This window comes from Streptomyces globosus (assembly GCF_003325375.1).
Lineage (GTDB): Bacteria > Actinomycetota > Actinomycetes > Streptomycetales > Streptomycetaceae > Streptomyces > Streptomyces globosus_A.
In genome coordinates, this window is sequence record NZ_CP030862.1 from 5,867,273 (window position 1) to 5,886,723 (window position 19,451).

At 73.0% G+C, this 19,451-nt stretch carries 14 protein-coding genes; 5 read left to right on the top strand and 9 right to left on the bottom strand.

What is annotated here, in order from left to right; genetic code table 11:
* Nucleotides 1-286: 286 nt before the first annotated feature.
* From C0216_RS26065 to C0216_RS26075, 3 genes are all read right to left on the bottom strand, one after another.
* Entirely contained in the window at nt 287-1,576 is a 1,290-nt protein-coding gene (locus C0216_RS26065; protein WP_114057631.1) for a citrate synthase, read from the bottom strand.
* Nucleotides 1,577-1,743: 167 nt separating this feature from the next.
* Nucleotides 1,744-3,987, bottom strand: coding sequence for an SF1B family DNA helicase RecD2 (gene recD2 / locus C0216_RS26070; RefSeq protein WP_114057632.1), 2,244 nt, complete (start codon nt 3,985-3,987; stop codon nt 1,744-1,746).
* Nucleotides 3,988-4,106: 119 nt separating this feature from the next.
* Nucleotides 4,107-5,081, bottom strand: coding sequence for an EamA family transporter (locus C0216_RS26075; protein ID WP_114057633.1), 975 nt, complete (start codon nt 5,079-5,081; stop codon nt 4,107-4,109).
* A 123-nt stretch (nt 5,082-5,204) separates the two neighbouring features.
* Here C0216_RS26075 and C0216_RS26080 point away from each other — a divergent pair, with 123 nt between their 5' ends.
* Both C0216_RS26080 and C0216_RS26085 read left to right on the top strand, forming a co-directional pair.
* Nucleotides 5,205-6,221, top strand: a complete 1,017-nt coding sequence (locus C0216_RS26080) for a LysR family transcriptional regulator (protein WP_246042690.1) — start codon at nt 5,205-5,207, stop codon at nt 6,219-6,221.
* Nucleotides 6,222-6,231: 10 nt separating this feature from the next.
* Nucleotides 6,232-8,088, top strand: a complete 1,857-nt coding sequence (locus C0216_RS26085; RefSeq protein WP_174250461.1) for a glycoside hydrolase family 3 protein — start codon at nt 6,232-6,234, stop codon at nt 8,086-8,088.
* A 31-nt stretch (nt 8,089-8,119) separates the two neighbouring features.
* Here C0216_RS26085 and C0216_RS26090 read toward each other — a convergent pair whose 3' ends face one another.
* From C0216_RS26090 to C0216_RS26100, 3 genes are all read right to left on the bottom strand, one after another.
* A complete protein-coding gene (locus C0216_RS26090) occupies nt 8,120-9,583 on the bottom strand; it encodes a S28 family serine protease (protein WP_114057635.1) in 1,464 nt (487 codons plus the stop codon).
* A gap of 84 nt (nt 9,584-9,667) precedes the next feature.
* A complete protein-coding gene (locus C0216_RS26095; protein WP_246042691.1) occupies nt 9,668-10,072 on the bottom strand; it encodes a hypothetical protein in 405 nt (134 codons plus the stop codon).
* 143 nt (nt 10,073-10,215) lie between these two features.
* Nucleotides 10,216-14,112 carry an ABC transporter ATP-binding protein gene (locus C0216_RS26100; protein WP_114057636.1) on the bottom strand — a complete coding sequence of 1,299 codons (3,897 nt, stop codon included), beginning with the start codon at nt 14,110-14,112 and terminating at the stop codon, nt 10,216-10,218.
* Nucleotides 14,113-14,331: 219 nt separating this feature from the next.
* On the opposite strand from C0216_RS26100, the gene C0216_RS26105 reads away from it, so the two are divergent.
* Nucleotides 14,332-15,255 (top strand): hypothetical protein, encoded by a 924-nt coding sequence (locus C0216_RS26105; RefSeq protein ID WP_114057637.1) that lies wholly within the window; start codon nt 14,332-14,334, stop codon nt 15,253-15,255.
* Here C0216_RS26105 and C0216_RS26110 read toward each other — a convergent pair.
* On the bottom strand, nt 15,245-15,967 hold the full coding sequence (locus C0216_RS26110) for a hypothetical protein (protein ID WP_114057638.1): 723 nt from the start codon (nt 15,965-15,967) through the stop codon (nt 15,245-15,247). The two genes, C0216_RS26105 and C0216_RS26110, sit on opposite strands and share 11 nt — an antisense overlap.
* 119 nt (nt 15,968-16,086) lie before the next feature.
* On the bottom strand, nt 16,087-16,848 hold the full coding sequence (locus C0216_RS26115) for a GntR family transcriptional regulator (RefSeq protein ID WP_114057639.1): 762 nt from the start codon (nt 16,846-16,848) through the stop codon (nt 16,087-16,089).
* A 154-nt stretch (nt 16,849-17,002) separates the two neighbouring features.
* Here C0216_RS26115 and C0216_RS26120 point away from each other — a divergent pair, with 154 nt between their 5' ends.
* The gene (locus C0216_RS26120) at nt 17,003-17,422 is read left to right on the top strand and encodes an ATP-binding protein (protein WP_246042692.1); all 420 of its coding nucleotides are present in this window, start codon (nt 17,003-17,005) and stop codon (nt 17,420-17,422) included.
* Between the two features lie 64 nt (nt 17,423-17,486).
* Here C0216_RS26120 and C0216_RS26125 read toward each other — a convergent pair whose 3' ends face one another.
* On the bottom strand, nt 17,487-18,263 hold the full coding sequence (locus tag C0216_RS26125) for a MerR family transcriptional regulator (RefSeq protein ID WP_114057640.1): 777 nt from the start codon (nt 18,261-18,263) through the stop codon (nt 17,487-17,489).
* Nucleotides 18,264-18,358: 95 nt separating this feature from the next.
* Between C0216_RS26125 and C0216_RS26130 the strand changes: the two genes are divergently transcribed.
* Entirely contained in the window at nt 18,359-19,450 is a 1,092-nt protein-coding gene (locus C0216_RS26130) for a serine hydrolase domain-containing protein (RefSeq protein ID WP_428985458.1), read from the top strand.
* Nucleotide 19,451: the final 1 nt, after the last annotated feature.

The window sequence follows — 19,451 nt, forward strand, 5'->3', positions numbered from 1 at the left end:
TGGGTCGGTGCCAGGAGCGTCTTGGGGGACGTTCACGGATGTCTTGGGGGACGTCCGCGGCACCGGCCGGCCGGGACGCGTGCCCGACGGGGTGCTTTGAGCGGCCCCCCCGACCCGTACGGGTCCCGGCAGAACCCGACCGGAGCGCACCCCGTGTGCGCTCCTCGCCGACACCCGGCCCGGATCCCGTGGGGGGAATCCTCGGCCGGGGCAAGGGAAAGCGCCCCGTCCGTCGACCCGTGGGGGGATCGACGGCGGGGCGCTTTTCGCGTACTGCGGCCCTGCGTCAGCGGGCCTCGACCGGGACGAAGTCGCGCTCGACGACGCCGGTGTAGATCTGGCGCGGGCGGCCGATGCGGGAACCCGGCTCCTTGATCATCTCGTGCCACTGGGCGATCCAGCCGGGGAGGCGGCCGAGCGCGAAGAGCACGGTGAACATCTCGGTCGGGAAGCCCATCGCGCGGTAGATGAGGCCCGTGTAGAAGTCCACGTTCGGGTAGAGGTTGCGCGAGACGAAGTACTCGTCGGAGAGCGCGTGCTCCTCCAGCTTGAGGGCGATGTCGAGCAGCTCGTCCGACTTGCCGAGAGCCGACAGGACGTCGTGCGCCGCAGCCTTGATGATCTTCGCGCGGGGGTCGAAGCTCTTGTACACCCGGTGGCCGAAGCCCATCAGGCGGACGCCGTCCTCCTTGTTCTTCACCTTGCGGATGAAGGAGTCGACGTCGCCGCCGTTGGCCTGGATGCCCTCCAGCATCTCCAGCACGGACTGGTTGGCGCCGCCGTGCAGCGGGCCCCACAGGGCCGAGATGCCGGCGGAGATCGAGGCGAACATGTTCGCCTGCGAGGAGCCGACCAGGCGGACGGTGGAGGTGGAGCAGTTCTGCTCGTGGTCCGCGTGCAGGATCAGCAGCTTGTCGAGCGCGGAGACGACGACCGGGTCGAGCTCGTACTCCTGCGCCGGCACGGAGAACGTCATGCGCAGGAAGTTCTCGACGTAGCCGAGGTCGTTGCGCGGGTAGACGACCGGGTGGCCGACCGACTTCTTGTACGCGTACGCCGCGATCGTCGGGAGCTTGGCCAGCAGGCGGATCGTGGAGATGTGCCGCTGCTTGTCGTCGAACGGGTTGTGGCTGTCCTGGTAGAACGTCGACAGCGCGCTGACGACGGACGACAGCATGGCCATCGGGTGCGCGTCGCGCGGGAAGCCGTCGTAGAACCGCTTGACGTCCTCGTGCAGCAGGGTGTGCTGGGTGATCTCGTTGCGGAACGACGCGAGCTGGTCGACGGTCGGCAGCTCGCCGTTGATCAGCAGGTACGCGACCTCGATGAAGGTCGAGCGCTCCGCCAGCTGCTCGATCGGGTAGCCCCGGTAGCGCAGGATGCCCTGCTCGCCGTCCAGGTAGGTGATCGCGGACTTGTAGGCGGCGGTGTTGCCGTAGCCGCTGTCCAAGGTGACGAGCCCCGTCTGGGCCCTCAGCTTCGCGATGTCGAAGCCCTGGTCGCCGACGGTGCTCTCGACCACCGGGTAGGTGTATTCACCGTCCGCATACCGGAGTACTACAGAGTTGTCGCTCACGTCATCCCTCACCGACGTAGTGCCTCTTCTTCGAGGTGCCCTGACTTCCTCTACCTTCCCCCATCTGGCGCAGGAGAGTGCACTCGGGGTCGGCGTAAGGCAGTTTCGACGGCACTGAGTGCCGTCAACCTTCTTATCCTGCCCCTTCCGCGCCGAAAGCGGAAACCCTAGGCGGTGTTTCCCACCGGTATGCGGCCGGACAGCCTAGGGGCGACCGCCGTGAACCTCCTGCCTGCGGAAACCGTACGCACCGCCTGGGCGAGGGCCTTGCGCGACCCCACCAGCACCACCAGCTTCTTGGCCCTGGTCACCGCAGTGTAGAGCAGGTTCCGTTGGAGCATCCTCCAAGCGCCGGTGGTGACGGGGATCACGACCGCCGGGTACTCGCTGCCCTGGGAGCGGTGGATGGTGACGGCGTACGCATGGGCCAGTTCGTCCAGTTCCGCGAAGTCGTAGCCCACCTCCTCGTCCTCCTCGGTCCGGACCGTCAGCCGCTGCTCGACCGCGTCGAGGGCGGTCACCACGCCGACGGTTCCGTTGAAGACGCCGTTCGCACCTTTGTCGTAATTGTTCCTGATCTGGGTGACCTTGTCCCCCACGCGGAAGACCCGGCCGCCGAACCGCTTCTCCGCGAGGTCCGGCCGGGCCGGGGTGATGGCCTGCTGGAGCAGCCCGTTGAGGTGGCCGGCCCCGGCCGGCCCGCCGTGCTTGGGCGCGAGGACCTGGATGTCGCGGCGCGGGTCGAGGCCGAAGCGGGCGGGGATCCGCCGCGCGGCGACGTCGACGGTGAGGCGGCCCGCCTCCTCGGTGTCCTCCTCGGGGAAGAGGAAGAAGTCGGGCAGGCCGTCGGTCAGCGGGGGCAGGCCGGTGTTGATCCGGTGGGCGTTGGTGACGACCCCGGACTGCTGCGCCTGCCGGAAGATCCGAGTGAGGCGCACCGCGGGGACGGGGCCGCCGTCCGCGAGGAGGTCGCGCAGCACCTCCCCCGCGCCGACCGAGGGCAGCTGGTCCACATCGCCCACGAGCAGCAGGTGGGCACCCGGCGCCACGGCCTTGACCAGCTTGTTCGCCAGCAGCAGGTCCAGCATGGAGGCCTCGTCGACGACGACCAGGTCGGCGTCCAGCGGGCGGTCCCGGTCGTACGCCGCGTCCCCGCCGGGCTTGAGCTCCAGCAGCCGGTGCACGGTGGAGGCCTCGGCGCCGGTCAGCTCGGACAGCCGCTTCGCGGCCCGCCCGGTCGGCGCGGCGAGGACGACCCTGGCCTTCCTCGCGCGGGCGAGCTCCACGATGGAGCGGACGGTGAACGACTTGCCACAGCCGGGCCCGCCGGTCAGGACGGCCACCTTCCGGGTGAGGGCGAGCCGCACGGCGTCGCGCTGCTCGGGGGCCAGTTCGGCGCCGGTGCGCCCGGCGAGCCAGCCCAGCGCCCGCTCCCAGTCCACGTCCTGGAAGGACTGCATCCGGTCGTCCTCGGCGTTGAGCAGCCGCCGCACCTGGCCCACGAGCGACAGCTCGGCGCGGTGGAAGGGCACCAGGTACACGGCGGTGACCGGCGGCCCCCCGTCCGGATCGGGCACGGACTCGCGTACGACGCCCTCCGGGTCGGCGGCAAGCTCGGCCAGGCAGTCGATGACGAGGCCGGTGTCCACCTGGAGCATGGTGACGCCGTCGGCGATGAGCCGCTCCTCGGGCAGGAAGCAGTGCCCCTGGTCGGCGGACTGCGACAGCACGTACTGCAGGCCGGCCTTGACCCGCTCGGGGCTGTCGTGCGGGATCCCGACGGCCTGGGCGATCCGGTCGGCGGTCAGGAAGCCGATGCCCCAGACGTCGGCGGCGAGCCGGTAGGGCTGGTTGCGGACCACCGAGATGGAGGCGTCGCCGTACTTCTTGTAGATGCGGACCGCGAGGGAGGTGGAGACGCCGACGCCCTGGAGGAAGACCATGACCTCCTTGATGGCCTTCTGCTCCTCCCAGGCGGCGCCGATCATCCTGGTCCGCTTGGGCCCGAGGCCCGGCACCTCCGCCAGCCGCCCCGGGTCGGCCTCGATCACGTCGAGGGTGTCGGTCCCGAAGTGCTCGACGATGCGGTCGGCGATCCGCGGGCCGATCCCCTTGATGAGGCCGGAGCCGAGGTAGCGGCGGATGCCCTGGACGGTCGCGGGCAGCACGGTCCGGTAGTTCTCGACCGTGAACTGGCGGCCGTACTGGGGGTGCGAGCCCCAGCGGCCCTCCATGCGCAGCGATTCGCCGGGCTGCGCACCGAGCAGGGAGCCGACGACGGTCAGCAGGTCCCCGCTGCCGCGGCCGGTGTCGACACGGGCGACGGTGTAGCCGTTCTCCTCGTTCGCATACGTGATGCGCTCCAGCACCCCCTCGACCACTGCGAGTTGTGCCGCCCCGTTGGTTGCCATGGCACGACGTTACCGTCCGCCCGTGACACTCCGGCGGCCCTGTGGACAGCGGCCCCGGAACCGGGAGAAGTGCACCGAACCGGAAAAGGGCCCGGCCTCGCGGCCGGACCCCCTCGCGGTCACCCCCTCCTCGCCGGTACTCCCCGATCCCCCCGGATCCCTCCCCGGAAGTGCCGACGCACCATACGACCCGCCCGGCCCGCCGGGGGTTGCACACCCGCGGCGGACTTTGCGATTCCCTTGCCCGGGGCGAGCGAGGTCAGCGCGACCCCGCCGATCAGCAGCAGCGCCGCGAGCAGGCGCGGCCCGGTGACCTCCTCGCCGAGTACCAGCGCCGCCGAGGACATCCCGAACACCGGCACGAGCAGCGAGAACGGGGCGACGGAGGAGGCCGGGTAGCGCCGCAGCAGGTACCCCCAGGCCCCGAAGCCGAACACGGTCGACACCCAGGCGACGTACCCGATGACGGCGATCCCGGACCAGTCCAGGGCCCGCAGCGCGGCCAGGTCCCGCTCGGGCCCCTCCAGCAGCAGCGACAGCGCAAGCAGCGGCAGCACCGGCACGGTGCACACCCAGACCATGAAGTTCAGCGCGTCGGGCGGGGCCGCCTTGCGGGTCAGCACGTTCGAGACGCCCCAGCAGGCGGCGGCCGCGACGACCAGCGTGAAGCCGAGCACCGGCCCGGACGCCCCCTGGTCGGCGGCGGCCAGCGCGATCCCGCCGAGCGCGACGGCCATCCCGGCAAGCCGGACCCTCCCGGGCCGCTCGCGCAGCACGGCGCCCGCCAGGGCGGCGGTGAAGACGGCCTGCGCCTGCAGGACGAGGGAGGAGAGCCCGGCCGGCATCCCGGCGGCCATGCCCGTGAAGAGGAGCCCGAACTTCGCGATGCCGAGCGCCGCCCCGACGCCCAGCACCCACTTCCAGGCGACCTTGGGCCGCCCCACGAAGAAGACCGCGGGCAGGGCCGCGGCGAGGAAGCGCAGGGCGGACAGCAGCAGCGGCGGGAACTGCCCGAGCCCGATCTCGATGACGACGAAGTTGAAGCCCCAGACCGCGGCGACGAGGACCGCGAGGGCGGTGTGTGCGGGACGCATGCCTTGAGCATCGGCGCGGCGACCGTGAAGCACCAGCAACGATCTCTTCCGCGATGGATGAAGCATCCGTGACGAATCCGCGGGCGGGGCGGCGGCCCGGGCGCCCTGCCTACGATGGTCGGCATGCTCGACCTCTCCCGGCTGCGCGCCCTGCACGCCGTCTCCGTCCACGGCTCGGTCGCCGGCGCGGCGGCCGCCCTCGGCTACACGCCCTCCGCGGTGTCCCAGCAGATCGCGAAACTCGAACGGGAGACCAGGACCACCCTGTTGGAGCGGCGCGGGCGCGGCGTCGCGCTGACCGAGGAGGCCTGGCACCTGGCCGACACGGCGCGCGAGCTGCTGGCGATCGTGGAGCGCGCGGAGACCACCCTGGAGGAGCGCCGGGGGCAGCCGGGCGGGCTGCTGGCCGTCGCCGCGTTCGCGTCGGCGGCGCGCGGGCTGCTGCCGGGCGTGCTCGCCGAACTGGCCCGCCGCCACCCCGGGCTCGACGTACGCCTCACGGAGGTCGACCCGCACCTGTCGGTGGACCTGGTGGCCCGCGGTGTGACGGACCTGGCCGTGGCCCACGACTGGGACGTCGCGCCGCTGCCCGCCCCGGACGGCGTCGAGCAGGCGCTGATCGGGCACGACCGCTGCGACCTGGTCGTGCCCGAGGGCCACCCCTTCACACGGCGGGCCGCCGTCCGCCGAGCCGACCTCGGCGGTCAGCGGTGGGTGTGCCAGCCGCCCGGCCGCGTCTGCCACGACTGGCTGGTGCGGACGCTGCGCACGGCCGGCTTCGAGCCGGACGTCGCGCACGTGGCGGAGGAGAACCACACGATCGTCGCGCTCGTCGCCGCCGGGCTCGGGGTGGCCGTCGTCCCCCGCCTCGGCACCGGCCCGCTGCCGCCGGGGGCGGTGGCGGTGCCGCTGGAGCCGGGTCCGGTACGCCGCCTGTACGCCCTGTGGCGCACCGGCGCCGCCCGCCGCCCGGCGATCACCGAGGCGGTGCGGACGCTCCGGGACCACTGGGCAGCGCAGGCGGACACCGCGCAAGCGGATGCCGCGCAGGCGGATGCCGCTCGGGAAGGCCCCGTGCCCGGGCCCCGTCCGGGGGACCCCGGCCGTGTCCTCGGCGGCGGGGGCACGGGCCCGCAGTAGGGTCCGGCGCGTGCCGCACCCCACTTCACGCCGGTCCCTGCTCACCGCGGCCGCCGTGGCCGCAGCCGCCACTGCCGCCGGGGCGGCCGCGTACGCCGTACGCGACTCCCCGACGGGCTCCGGCTCCGCGGGCGGGGCTGCCCGCGGAGCCGACGCCCGCCCCGGCGACCGCGCCCCCGGCCCCTCCCCCGACCTGGCCGCGCTGCGGCGGGCCGTCGCCGGGATGAGCCTGACCGAGCAGGTCGGCCAGCTGTTCGTCTCGCGCGCCTACGGGCACTCCGCGACCGGCCCCGATGCGGCGGACGCGGCGAAGAACCAGGAGCTGTTCGGGGTCCGCACCGCGGCCGAGCTGGTCTCCCGCTACCACCTCGGCGGCGTCGTCCTGTTCTCCTGGGCGCACAACACCCGCAGCCCGCAGCAGGTCGCCGAGCTGGCCGCGGGCCTCCAGCAGGCCGCCGCCGGCACGGGGGCGGGCATCCCGCTGCTGCTCTCGGTGGACCAGGAGCACGGGGCGGTGGCCCGTATCGGCAAGCCGGCGACGCTGTTCCCGGGGGCGATGGCGCTGGGGGCCCGCACCGGCCGGACCCCTGCCGCGGCGGAGGCGCGCCGGGCGGCGCGCATCGCCGGCACCGAGCTCGCCGCGATGGGGATCGGGCAGGACTACGCGCCGGTGGCGGACGTGAACACCAACCCGGCGAACCCGGTGATCGGGGTGCGGTCCTTCGGCTCCGACCCGCAGGCGGTGGCCGCGCTCGTCGCGGCGCAGGTCCGCGGCTACCAGGGCGCGGGGATCGCGGCGACGGCCAAGCACTTCCCCGGGCACGGCGACACGGAGACCGACAGCCACGTCGGCCTGCCGGTGATGCGGCACACCCGGGCGCAGTGGGAGGAGTGGGACGAGCCGCCGTTCCGGGCGGCGGTGGAGGCGGGCGTGGACGCGGTGATGACGGCGCACATCGTCTTCCCGGCGCTCGACCCGTCGGGGGATCCGGCGACGCTGTCGCGGCCGATCGTGACGGGCATGCTGCGCGAGCGGCTCGGCTTCCGGGGCGTGGTGGTCACCGACGCCCTGGACATGGCGGGAGTCCGGCAGAAGTACGGGGACGACCGGGTGCCGGTGCTGGCGCTGAAGGCGGGCTGCGACCAGCTGCTGAACCCGCCGGACCTGGGGCTGGCGTTCCGCAGCGTGGTACAGGCGGTGGAGTCGGGCGAGCTGACGCAGACGCGGATCGCCGAGTCGGTGCTGCGGATCCTGGAACTGAAGGCGCGCCGGGGCCTGTTCGACCGGCCGCAGACCTCGGCCGGGCAGACGGCCGCGGTGGTGGGGAAGACGGCGCACCTGGCGGCCGCCGACGAGATCGCGGCGGGGACGACGACGCTGCTGGCCAATCCGGTGGGGCTGCTGCCGCTGGACGCCTCGGCGGCGCCCGCGGTGCTGGTGACGGGCACCGACCCCGCCTCGCCCAGTGCCACGACGGGCCCTCCGACGGCGGTGCTGGCGCGGGAGCTGGCGGCGCTGGGGTGCCGGGCGACGGCGGTGCCGCCGGCCCGGGCGGTGGCGGCGGCACCGGGGAACGCCGCGGTACTGGTGTGCACGTACAACGTGCCGGAGGGGGACAGTCCGCAGCGGAAGCTGGTGGCGGACCTGCTGGCCACCGGGGTGCCGGTGGCCGTCGTGGCGCTCCGCAACCCCTACGACCCGGCCCGGCTGCCGCCCTGTGCGGCGGAGCTGGCCACGTACACCTGGTCGGATGTGGAGATGCGGGCGGCGGCCCGGGTGGTCACCGGTGCGGCGCGGCCGGCGGGCCGGCTGCCCGTGCCGGTGCCGGGCCGCTACCCGCTGGGGCACGGGCTGGCGTACGGCTGACCGCCCGCCGGCCCGCGCCCCGCGGGGTGCTCTACGGCCGCAGCTGGTGCTCGCGCGGCAGTTCCTGCTTGTCGAGCGCGGCGTCCGGCTTGGCCAGCGGGGCGGTGCGGCCCGCGTCGAGGGCCGCGGCGGCCGGGGCGACACCGGCCCACTCCTGGATCCGCTGGGTGGCCAGCGCCCGGTCGCCGTCGCGGAGCTGGGCGACGTTGGCGCCGTGGTTGGCGCCGGGCGCAGTCATGACGTAGCTGTCGCGGGTGCCGTAGCCGAGGCGGAACGGTTCTGCGCCCCAGGGGTCGTTCTGCCCGTAGACGAAGAGCATCCGGTTGGCGTTGTTCTTCACCCAGTTGTCGATGTCCGCCATGGCCGCCGGCTGGAAGGCCATCGGGATGTCGCGGGGCACGAAGTTGCGCGGCGGCTGGTAGCCGTACCGGCTCAGGCCCTTCAGGTGCGGCTGCTTGATGTCGGGCGAGCCGAGCTGGGTGCCCGCCTGGTAGTAGTACGGCGTGTAGGTCGCAAGGCCCTGGTCGGCGTAGGCGGAGAAGCCGGAGATCGCGTCGATGGAGTCCCAGATCTCCTGGTCGGAGGCGGTCTTGGCGTCCGGGACGGAGCCGCAGTCGGCGAGCAGGCTGTACTGCCAGAACGCCCACGCGTAGTCGAGGACGACGGCCTCGTAGGCCTTGTCGAGGTTGCCGACGGTGTTGAAGGTCCAGCCGTTCTCGGCGGCGGCGACCGCGTACTTGGCCTCCAGGGGGCCGCGGCGGACGAGGGCCTCGCGCTGGAGGGCGTTCAGCCGGTCGCGGCACTCCTTGGTGCCCACCTTCGCGAAGAACCGGTCGTAGGCCGAGTCCTCCTTGTTGACGACGTCGTTGGGCGCGACGTACGCGACGACTCCGTCCATGTCCCTGGGGTAGAAGCGCTCGTAGTAGGTGGCCGTCATGCCGCCCTTGCTCGCGCCCGTGGAGATCCACTTCTTGGTGTAGATCTTCTTCAGGGCGGTGAAGATGCGGTGCTGGTCGCTGGCCGCCTGCCAGATGTCGAGCTTGGACCAGTCGGCCGGGTCGGGCCGGGAGGGGTTGAAGAACCGGTACTCCATCGACACCTGGTTGCCGTCGATGATGGCCGTCGGCTCGCTGCGGCGCGGGGTGGTGTTGACGTTGTAGCCCGAGGTGAAGAAGACCGTGGGGCGCGACTCGTCCTTGTGCAGCAGGGTGAGGCGCTGCTTGAAGGTGCCCTTCCACGGCTGCCGGTGGTCGATCGGCTGCTCGTAGTTCAGTACGAAGAAACGGTAGCCGGCGTACGGCTTCTCCTCGATGAGGCTCATGCCCGGGACGGCGAGGATCCGGTCCTTGATGTCCGCGGCCGCGGCCTGCCCTGCGGTGGCAGGCGCCGCGGCGGCCGGCTCTGCGGCGGTGGCCGCCTGAGCCGTGAAGCCGGCCGTGCCCATGGTGCCGATCAGCACAGCGAGCGGCAGCAGCCGGCCAAGCGTCTTGCGCATTCACCCTCCCCTTTGTTCACTGCGGTCGCCCGTGAACCTAGCGGGGTCAACGCGGCTCTGAACAGACCCAGTTGGGACGCAGCCTCAGCAGAGGATCCAGCCGGACTCGGCCGATCCGGCCCCGATGCTCCCCTTTACATACACGCAGCGGTTGATCGCCCCGACCGTGACAGGTCCGGCATAGCGGGTGAATTGCCCCGTATCGCGGAGGGGGACGCCGCCGCGCGGCTGGACGGACACCGCCATCGGCCGGCGCGCGCCCGGCGCGTCGGCCACGGCGGCCGCGCAGGCCTGCGTACGGCTCTTGTAGACGCGCACCTCACCCCCGGCGAACGGCAGGGACTTCACCAGCCGGCCCGCGCAGCCGCCGGTCGCCGCCGCCGACGCGGGCGGGGCCGCCAGCAGCCCCGCCGCACACAGCAGCAGCACCACGGGCGCCGCCCCCGCCCTGAGGACCCCCGGCCCCCGCCCCTCACGCTCCCGTGCCATGACAGTCCCCCCGATCCCCGGAACGCCGGCGCGCCCCACCCGTACCCCCGTACGCGACACGCACAGACGTACGACGCACGAGCCCCCCGGAAGGTTGCTCAGTGCACGTTCCGGGGGGCGCGGGCGGGTCCGGCAGGGCCGGCTCAGGCGGCGGCCGGCTCGTCCTCCCCGACGAAGGTGCGCCACAGCTCGGCGTACCGGCCGCCGCGGGCGAGGAGTTCGTCGTGCGTGCCGTCCTCCGCGACGCGGCCGCGGTCCATGACGACGACCCGGTCGGCGCGGGCGGCCGTGGTCAGCCGGTGCGCCACGACGAGCGTGGTGCGCTTGCCCGCCAGCCGGTCCGTGGCCCGGTTGACCTGCGCCTCGGTGGCCAGGTCGAGCGCGGCGGTGGCCTCGTCGAGCAGGAGCACGTCGGGGTCGACCAGCTCGGCTCGGGCCAGGGCGATCAGCTGGCGCTGCCCGGCCGACAGGTTGCGGCCGCGGTCCGCGACGGTGTGCAGGTAGCCGCCGTCCAGGGTGGCGATCATGTCGTGCGCGCCGACCGCGCGGGCCGCCGCCTCGACCTCGGCGTCGCTCGCGTCGGGACGCCCGTAGGCGATCGCGTCGCGGACCGTGCCCGGGAAGAGGTACGGCTCCTGCGGGACCACGCCGAGGCGGCGCCGGTACGCCGTCAGGTCCAGCTCCCGCAGGTCGGCGCCGTCGGCGGTGACCCGGCCCCCCGTCGGGTCGTAGAACCGCGCCACGAGTTTGACCAGCGTCGACTTGCCGGCGCCGGTCTCGCCGACGAAGGCGACGGTCTGCCCGGCGGGTATCCGCAGGCTGATTCCGGCCAGCGCCTCGCCCTTCTCGCCGCGCTCCTGCGCGGTGCCGTACGCGAACCGGACGTCCTCGAAGGCGATCTCGCCGCGCAGCTCCCGCACGCCCCGCGGGTCGGCGGGGGCCGGTGTCGCGGTCGGTTCGCGCAGCAGTTCCTGGATCCGGCCGAGGGACACCGTGGCCTGCTGGTAGCCGTCGAAGACCTGGGACAGCTGCTGGACGGGCGCGAAGAACAGGTCGATGTACAGCAGGTACGCCACCAGCGCGCCCAGCGTCAGCGTGCCGGCCTCGACACGGCCGGCCCCGGCGATCAGGACGGCCGCGGCCGCCCCCGACGACAGCAGCTGCACGAACGGGAAGTAGACCGAAATCAGCCACTGGCCGCGCACCCGCGCCTGCCGGTAGGCGTCGCTGCGCTCCGCGAAGCGGACCGCCCCGGCGCCCTGCCGGCGGAAGGCCTGCACGATGCGCAGCCCGGAGACGGACTCCTGGAGGTCGGCGTTGACGAGGCTGACCCGGTCGCGGGCCAGCTCGTACGCGGCGACCGACTTGCGGCGGAAGAAGACGGTGCCGACGACGAGGACGGGCAGGGTCGCGAAGACGATCAGGGCGAGGCCGGCGTCGATGACGACGAGGGCGACGAGGATCCCGAGGAAGGTGAAGACGGAGACGACGGCGGTGACGAGCCCGGTCTGCAGGAACGTCGCCAGCGCGTCCACGTCCGTGGTCATCCGGGTCATGATCTTGCCGGTGAGCTCGCGCTCGTAGTAGTCCAGGCCGAGCCGCTGGAGCTGGGCGAAGATCTTCACGCGCAGGGCGTACAGCACCCGCTCGCCGGTCCGGCCCGTCATCCGCGTCTCGGCGAACTGGGCCGCCCACTGGCCGACGACGACGACCAGGGCCAGCAGCGACGCCGCCCAGACCGCGCCGATCGCGGCCTGCTCGACGCCCTGGTCGATGCCGTGCCGGATCAGGACGGGCAGCAGCAGTCCGGCGGCCGCGTCCGCGGCGACGAGCCCGAGGCTGATGGCGAGCGGCGCCCAGAAGCCGTGCAGCAGGCGGCGCAGGTTGTAGCTGGACTCGGCGCCCGCGGCGCGGGACTCGTCGACGTCCGGCACGTCGTCGGCGGGCGGCAGGGCGGCCACCTTCGCGAGCAGCTCGGGCGTGGCCGGCATCCCGCCGACGGCTCCCGCCATGGTGAACACCGCCCCGGGCCCGCCGGCCGCGGCCGCGGCGGCGGGTGCGCCGGCCTTCTGCGAGCCGTCCTGCTGCCGGCGCCACAGCTCGGGCGTGATTCCGCCGGCGACGCGCCGCTTGGCGTTGACCGGCTCGGCGTCGATCTCGGCTTCGAGCTCGATGTCCTTCTCGAAGTCCCGCTCGTACCCGGCGGCCGCGCCGGGGGCGTCGGCGGTGGGGGGCGAGCCGGCGGCGAGGGCGTCCGGGTCGGTCAGCAGCCGCCGGTACAGGGCGGAGCGGCGCTCCAGCTCCTCGTGGGTGCCGATGTCGGCGAGGCGCCCGCGGTCGAGGACGGCGATCCGGTCGGCGAGCGCGAGCGTGGAGCGGCGGTGCGCGATCAGCAGGGTGGTGCGGCCCGCCATGACGGCGCGCAGCGCCTCGTGGATCTCGTGCTCGACGCGGGCGTCGACGGCCGAGGTCGCGTCGTCGAGGAGGAGCAGGCGGGGGTCGGTGAGGATCGCGCGGGCCAGGGCGATGCGCTGGCGCTGGCCGCCGGAGAGGGTCAGGCCCTGCTCGCCGACCTTGGTGTCGTACCCGGCCGGCAGGGCTTCGACGAAGCCTTCCGCCTGGGCGGCGCGGGCGGCGGCCCGGATCTCCTCGTCGGTGGCCTCGGGCCGGCCGAAGGCGATGTTCGCGCGGATGGTGTCGGAGAAGAGGAAGGAGTCCTCCGGGACGAGGCCGATGGCGGCGCGCAGCGAGTCGTACGTGAGGTCCCGTACGTCGTGCCCGCCGACGCGGACGGCTCCGCGGTCGGCGTCGTAGAAGCGGGGCAGGAGGAGGGAGAGCGTCGACTTGCCGGAGCCGGAGGATCCGACGACGGCGACGGTCTCGCCGGCGCGGACGGTGAGGGAGAACCCGTCGAGGACGGGCCGGGCGGGGTCGTAGCCGAAGACGACCCGGTCGAACTCGACGGTGGCGGGCGCGTCGGCGGGCAGCTCCCGGGAGCCCTCCCGGATGGCGGGTTCGGTGTCGACGAGCTCGAACACGCGCTCGGCGCCGGCGCGGGCCTGCTGCCCGACGGTGAGCACCATGGCCAGCATGCGGACGGGGCCGACGAGCTGGGCGAGGTAGGTGGAGAAGGCGACGAACGTGCCGAGGGTGACCTGCCCGCGGGTGGCCATCCAGCCGCCGAGGGCCAGCATGGCGACCTGGGCGAGGGCGGGGACGGCCTGGAGGGCGGGGGTGTAGCGGGAGTTCAGGCGTATGGTCCGCAGCCGGCCGGCGAAGAGCCGGCGGCCTGCGTCGCGCAGCTTGCCGGTCTCCTGCTCCTCCTGGCCGAAGCCCTTGACGACGCGGACGCCGGTCACGGCCCCGTCGACGACGGACGCGACGGCGGCGGCCTGGCCCTGCGCCCACCAGGTGGCGGGGAAGAGCCGCTTGCGACTGCGCTGGGCTATGAACCACAGGGCGGGCGCCATCAGCAGCGCGACGAGCGTCAGCAGCGGCGACAGCCACAGCATGACGCCGAGGGATATGCCGAAGAGGAGGAAGTTGCCGACGGTCATCGGCAGCATGAAGAGCAGGCCCTGGATGAGCTGGAGGTCGCTGGTGGCGCGGCCGACGACCTGGCCGGTGGACAGCTCGTCCTGGCGCCGGCCGTCGAGGCGGGCGATGGTCGCGTACATGTCGGTGCGCAGGTCGTGCTGCACGTCGAGGGCGAGGCGCCCGCCGTAGTAGCGGCGTATGTAGGTGAAGGCGTAGACGAGCAGCGCCGCGCCGACGAGCAGGCCCGCCCAGGGGGCCATGGGCTTGCTGTGGTCGCCGATGACGTCGTCGATGATGACCTTGGTGACGAGCGGGACGAGGGCCGTGACGGCCATGCCGGCGAGGGAGGAGCCGAGCGCGAGGAGCACGTTCGCCTTGTACCGCCAGGTGTAGGCCGCGAGCCGCCTGGCCCAGCCCCGGCCCTTCTCCTGCGGCCCGCCGTCCCGCCGCCCGCCGTCCTGCGGACTCTTCCCGGCTGTCTGCTCTGTCTGCGCCGCCGCCACGTTCTGCCTCCCCGTCGTCCCCGTCGCTGCCGCCTCACCCAACGCACCCACCGGCGGATTTCATCCCGCCGCACCATTTCGACGGTGCGGATGTGTCACGTCGGGCGCACGCGGGGCGCGGCCGTCCGCGTGAGCGCGCCCGCGGCGCCGGGGCGGCCGGCTCAGCCGTGCGGCGCCGCCCCGCGTGCGGCGTCCGGCGGGCGCGCCCATGCTGGGCGCATGCCCGAGCCGCAGGAGGAGCCGCCGCCGGACGGGGGGCGCGACCGGGGGTCGGCCCTGGAGAAGGTGGCGTACGTCACGGCTCCGGCGACCGTCGTCCTCGGCCTCCTCTACTACTTCGGCCGGACGTACACCGACGCGTACTACGCCTACTTCGGCATCCCGGCGAACGACCTCCAGCTCTCCCTCCAGGCCTACGTCGCCAGGAGCCCGACCGCCGTCTTCTTCCCGTTCTGGATGCTGCTGGTCTGCGGTCTGGTCGTGCTGCTGGTGCTGGGCGCGGTGGGCCGGGCCCTGGCGGTGCCGGGCCGCGAGGCGGTGCGCCGCAGGGTGGTGCTGTCGTTGCTGGCCGTCGGCATGCTGCTGGTCCTGGCGGGCTTCCCGGCCTTCTTCCTGGAGGGCCGGATCTCCTGGCTGCCGCAGGGGTGGGTGAGCGAGTTCCTGCCCTGCCTGATCGTGGCGCTGGGGGCGACGCTGGCGTTCTTCGCCGTCCAAATGCACCTGGGGCGGCCCCGGCGCGACGACCGCGACCCGGGCGCCCTCACGGGCGACCGCCTGTGGCTGGCGGGCGGCGCCCTGCTGATCGGGCTGCTCACGCTCAGCCTGTTCTTCGCCATGGCGCGGTACGCGGACCAGGCGGGCAGGACCGCGGCCGTCGGCCTCGCGGCCACGGGGTGCGTCGACGACGAGTGCCCCCGGGTCATCGTCCACTCGAGGGTGCCCGTCCCCCACCACCTGGAGGACATCCATTTCACCGACAGGGGCCCGGGCATGGCGCCGTACCGGTACCAGTACCGCGGGTTCCGGCTCCTCGCGAAGTCACCGGCCCGCTTCTACCTGATCTCCCACGCCCTCTCCCGCCAGGAGCCCCGCCTGGCGGTGATCCCCGACGACGACTCCGTCCGCCTGGAGATCAGCCCATGACCCCGTTGGGCGGGTCCTCGGTGGGAGTGGCCTCTGTGGGCGCGGCGTCCTCCGTCGGCGACGGGTCCTCGGTGGGAGTGGCCTCTGTGGGCGCGGCGTCCTCCGTCGGCGACGGGTCCTCGGTGGGAGTGACGTCCGTGGGCGCGGCGTCTCCCGTCGGCGACGGGTCGGACGGTTCCTCGGTGCCGCCGGTGGACTCACCGGCGGTCGCCTCGCCGATGACGTCGACCGTGTAGATCTCGCCGTCGGAGGTTTCGACGGTGAGCTGTCCGCTGTAGCCGCCGGGTTCGAAGGCCACGTGCTGGATCACGACCGTGCAGCTTCCGTGGGGCGGCAGTTCGACGCCGGTGCAGTTGTCCTCCGCGAGGTACATCTCCCCCTGGCGGAATCTCACCGACGCCCTCCTCACGGTCTCGGCCGCCGACACCCTCTGCACGGTCTGCGCCTCGCTCTTGGGGTTGGTGACGTCAAGGTGCCGGTTGACCGGCTTGCCCACGGGCGCGGTGGGCACGTGGACGGTCGGCCGGGACCGGTGGGCGCTCTCCCCCAGGAACAGCGTGTCCGAGGAGGTGCCGCTGTCGGACGGCTCCGCCGCCGTGGACGGCCCTGTGTCGGGCTCCGGGGTCGGAGCGGGTTCCTGGCAGGCGGCAAGGACGGCGGCCAACACGGTCGCGGCCGCCGCTGCGGCGAGGCTTCGGGGGATTGCGGGCATGACGGGGTCTGCGCCTCCGCTCCCGGATCGACGAGGATCGGCTCACGGGTACGCTCCCACAGCCGCCGCCCACCGCCCCGGGATCCCGACCGTGACACTGCGTCATCACCCGAAGGGCGTCAGACGGCGTCGAACTCGTACTCCAGGACGTACGCGGAGGAGTCGAGCGCCATCTCGTTGACCTCCACGACCCGCCGGTCGGCGTCGAACGCGGTGCGGCACACCAGCACGACGGGCGTCCCGGGCCCGAGGGCGAGCGCCTTGGCCTCCTCCGGTGCAGGCATCCGCGACCGGACCTCCTCCCGGAACCGGACGGGCCTGCGCCCGAGCTCGGCAAGCCGGGCGTAGACCCCACCGGGCCCGGTGTCCGGCTCGGCGATGCGGGTGCCGACGGTGAGGGCGGCGTCCAGGTAGGAGGTGGACACGAGGACGGGCTTGCCGTCGAGGACGTACCGTCGGCGGCGGGCACAGACACGACCACCCTCCCCTACCCCGAGCAAGGCCCCGAACCCGGGCGGTGCGGCCTCCTCCCCCACGGACAGCAGCTCGACCGACAGATCCCGGTCCTGGGAGTCGGCTTCCCAGAGGGACAGGCCCGCACCCCAGACGTCGCCCGCAAGGCGCTGGATACTGCGGCGGCGGATCAGCTTGAAGTCCCGGACGAACACCCCGGCGCCCTTGCGGGCCTCCACGAGGCCCTCTGTCTGGAGGACGCCGAGAGCCTGGCGGGCCGTCATGCGGGCCACGCCGTACTTGGCCATCAGGTCGTTCTCGCCGGGAAGACGGTCGCCCGGACCGTACGTGCCGTCCTGGATGGCTGCCTTCAGCTCGCCGGCAATCCGCTGGTACTTGGGCTGCCGCCCGGAGCCGTTACTCGGCATGCGTCCTCCCGATCATCTCTCGACATCGTAGGCGCGGAATGCAGCCGTGCTTGCTCAGCCCTACACACGATACGTGCATCTCTAGAGATAGCTTGACCGAAGGCCGCCCAGGGGGTTCACTCAAGGCATCGGAATCTCTAGAGAGGCGATTCGGATGACGATGGCGCCATGTCTGCCGAGCGAAGAATCCTGGCTCCTCCCCCGCAGCCCCCGCACCCCCGGCTGGGCCCGGGCGTTCTTCCGCGCGCAGGCGCGCGCGTGGGGTGTCGCCCGGCCGACTGCGGAGGCGGCGGAGCTGGCGCTGTCGGAGCTCGTCACCAACGCCGTACGGCACGCACGGGCACCGCGCGGCCGGAAGATCGGCGTACGGGCGGTGTGGGACGGGGCCTGCCTGCGGATCGAGGTGGCCGACGCCGGCGACCGCGTCGACCTCGAACCGGCCCCGCCCGGGCCGGACGGCGAACGCGGCCGCGGCCTGGCGGTCGTGGCGGCCGTGGCGGACCGCTGGGGCCACGGCCCCCGGCCGCACGGCATCGGCAAGACGGTGTGGGCGGAGTTTCCCGTCAGGGGGTAGGGGCTGGGAGCGGCTTCGCCCGGCCGCTGAGCCCTGTCCGGGCGATCAAGTTCGCAGCAGTCCGTCACTGACGCGGGATATCAATGCCCGCCGCGCGCAGGTGCTCCTCGACCAGCCCGTTCAGCCGCGCGATGGACGGTGCCTCGTCCTCCCGGTGGTGGTTGACCACGCCGTACCGGGAGGCCGCGTCGGGCCCGTGCGGTCGCTTGGCCGGCAGCGTCAGCAGCGCGCGGACGCCCAGCAGGTTGGCGGCCACCGCTGAGGCCAGCTCCTCGATCCGCGGGTCGTCGGGATCCCAGGACCTCGCCTCCCAGCCGCGCTTGGTCAACTCGACGAACTCGGGGTCGTCGAGCCGGTGTTCGAGGTTGGCCAGGAAGAGGTCGAAGACGTCGGGAGCAAGCGCCCGCGACAGCACCAGGGCCTCCCGCTGGGTGGTGACGTAGTCGGGGCTGAAGTCGAGCTCGGCGAGTCGCTCCAGGACCGCGCAGGCCCGGTCGGGCAGCAGGGCGCGGTCACCGTGGGCGAGCCGGTGCAGGGTGTCGCGGCGGGCGGTCAGCTCCTCGATCTGTTCGGTGAGCCGGCGGCGGACGTCGTCCAGGGCGGTGGCGAACCGCTCGGGCTCGGCGTCGAGCAGCTCGCCGATCTCGGCCAGCGGCACGCCCGCCCCGGCCAGGGCCCGGACCTGGACAAGGCGCAGCAGGTCGGCCGATCCGTAGCGCCGGTAGCCGGAATGGTCCCGTTCCGGTTCGGCGACCAGGCCGAGCCGGTGGTAGTGCCGCACCGTCTTGACGGTGATGCCGACGAAAGCCGCCGCCTGACCGATCGTGAGCCCGTCTGCCATGGGGCGACCCTAACGCTCACCTGTCGCCTTGACCTTGACCTTGGGTCAGGGCCCACGCTCGGCTCACACCCGCCGACACGAGATGAGGAATCACCGTGAGTGAGCAGAACACCACCGCGCAGGACCGCCCCGAGCTGCGGAAGGCCATGCAGGAGATCGTCGACGCCGGTTTCTCCGGCGTGCAGCTGCGCGTGAACGACGAGCTCGGCGAGTGGGTCGGCAGCGCCGGGGTGAGCGAGCTGGGCCGGACCGAGAAGCCGCCGACCGACGGGCACTTCCGGGTCGGCAGCGTCACCAAGACCTTCGTCGCGACCGTCGTCCTGCAGCTGGTGGCCGAGGGCAGGCTCGGCCTCGAGGACCTGGTGGCCGACCACGTGCCCGAGTTCGGGCTCGACCGGCGGATCACGGTACGGATGCTCCTGCAGCACACCAGCGGGCTGTTCAACTTCACCGGCGAGTTCTCCGAGGACGGATCGGTCGAGCCCGGTGTGGTCGCAGGATGGGGCAAGGAGTGGGTGGACCTGCAGCACGCGACCTACCGGCCGGAGGAGCTGGTGCGGGGGGCGTTGGCGAAGCCGGCGCGGTTCGAGCCGGGGACGGCCTGGAGCTACTCCAACACCAACTATGTCCTGGCCAGGCTGCTGATCGAGCAGGTCACCGGCCGCTCGCTGCCCGAGGAGATGCACCGGCTGATCCTGGGCCCGCTCGGGCTGACGGGCACCCTGCTGCCGGAGACCCGGGAGGACATCCCCGAGCCGCACGCTCACGGCTACTTCGGCTACGACGACGCCGGACAGTGGAAGGTGGTCGACACCACCCGCTTCAACCCCTCCTGGGTATCCGCCGCAGGCGACATGATCTCGACCAGCCGGGACCTCCACACGTTCTTCTCCGCGCTGAACAGCGGCAAGCTCATCTCGACCGGGCTTCTGGCCGAGATGCGCGTCGCGGACCCCACGATGGGTTACGGCCTGGGAGTGTTCGTGGAGGAGCTGGACGGCGGCAGCACCGTCCTCCACCACAACGGAGGGTTCTGGGGCTGGGGCGCAGTGATGTACAGCACGCCCGACGGCACCAAGACCCTGACCGGCTCGCTGACCTCCGGGGACGCCGAAGTGGACCTGCCCACCATGGCCGGGACGTTCGAGAAGGTGAAGCAGACGCTGGTCAAGGCGGTGTTCGCCTGAA

Excerpts from the sequence above, each read along its gene's own strand:
- recD2 (WP_114057632.1), bottom strand. The coding sequence starts at position 3,987 with ATGGCAACCAACGGGGCGGCACAACTCGCAGTGGTCGAGGGGGTGCTG.
- C0216_RS26075 (WP_114057633.1), bottom strand. The coding sequence starts at position 5,081 with ATGCGTCCCGCACACACCGCCCTCGCGGTCCTCGTCGCCGCGGTCTGG.
- C0216_RS26080 (WP_246042690.1), top strand. The coding sequence starts at position 5,205 with ATGCTCGACCTCTCCCGGCTGCGCGCCCTGCACGCCGTCTCCGTCCAC.
- C0216_RS26090 (WP_114057635.1), bottom strand. The coding sequence starts at position 9,583 with ATGCGCAAGACGCTTGGCCGGCTGCTGCCGCTCGCTGTGCTGATCGGC.
- C0216_RS26095 (WP_246042691.1), bottom strand. The coding sequence starts at position 10,072 with ATGGCACGGGAGCGTGAGGGGCGGGGGCCGGGGGTCCTCAGGGCGGGG.
- C0216_RS26105 (WP_114057637.1), top strand. The coding sequence starts at position 14,332 with ATGCCCGAGCCGCAGGAGGAGCCGCCGCCGGACGGGGGGCGCGACCGG.
- C0216_RS26110 (WP_114057638.1), bottom strand. The coding sequence starts at position 15,967 with ATGCCCGCAATCCCCCGAAGCCTCGCCGCAGCGGCGGCCGCGACCGTG.
- C0216_RS26115 (WP_114057639.1), bottom strand. The coding sequence starts at position 16,848 with ATGCCGAGTAACGGCTCCGGGCGGCAGCCCAAGTACCAGCGGATTGCC.
- C0216_RS26120 (WP_246042692.1), top strand. The coding sequence starts at position 17,003 with ATGACGATGGCGCCATGTCTGCCGAGCGAAGAATCCTGGCTCCTCCCC.
- C0216_RS26125 (WP_114057640.1), bottom strand. The coding sequence starts at position 18,263 with ATGGCAGACGGGCTCACGATCGGTCAGGCGGCGGCTTTCGTCGGCATC.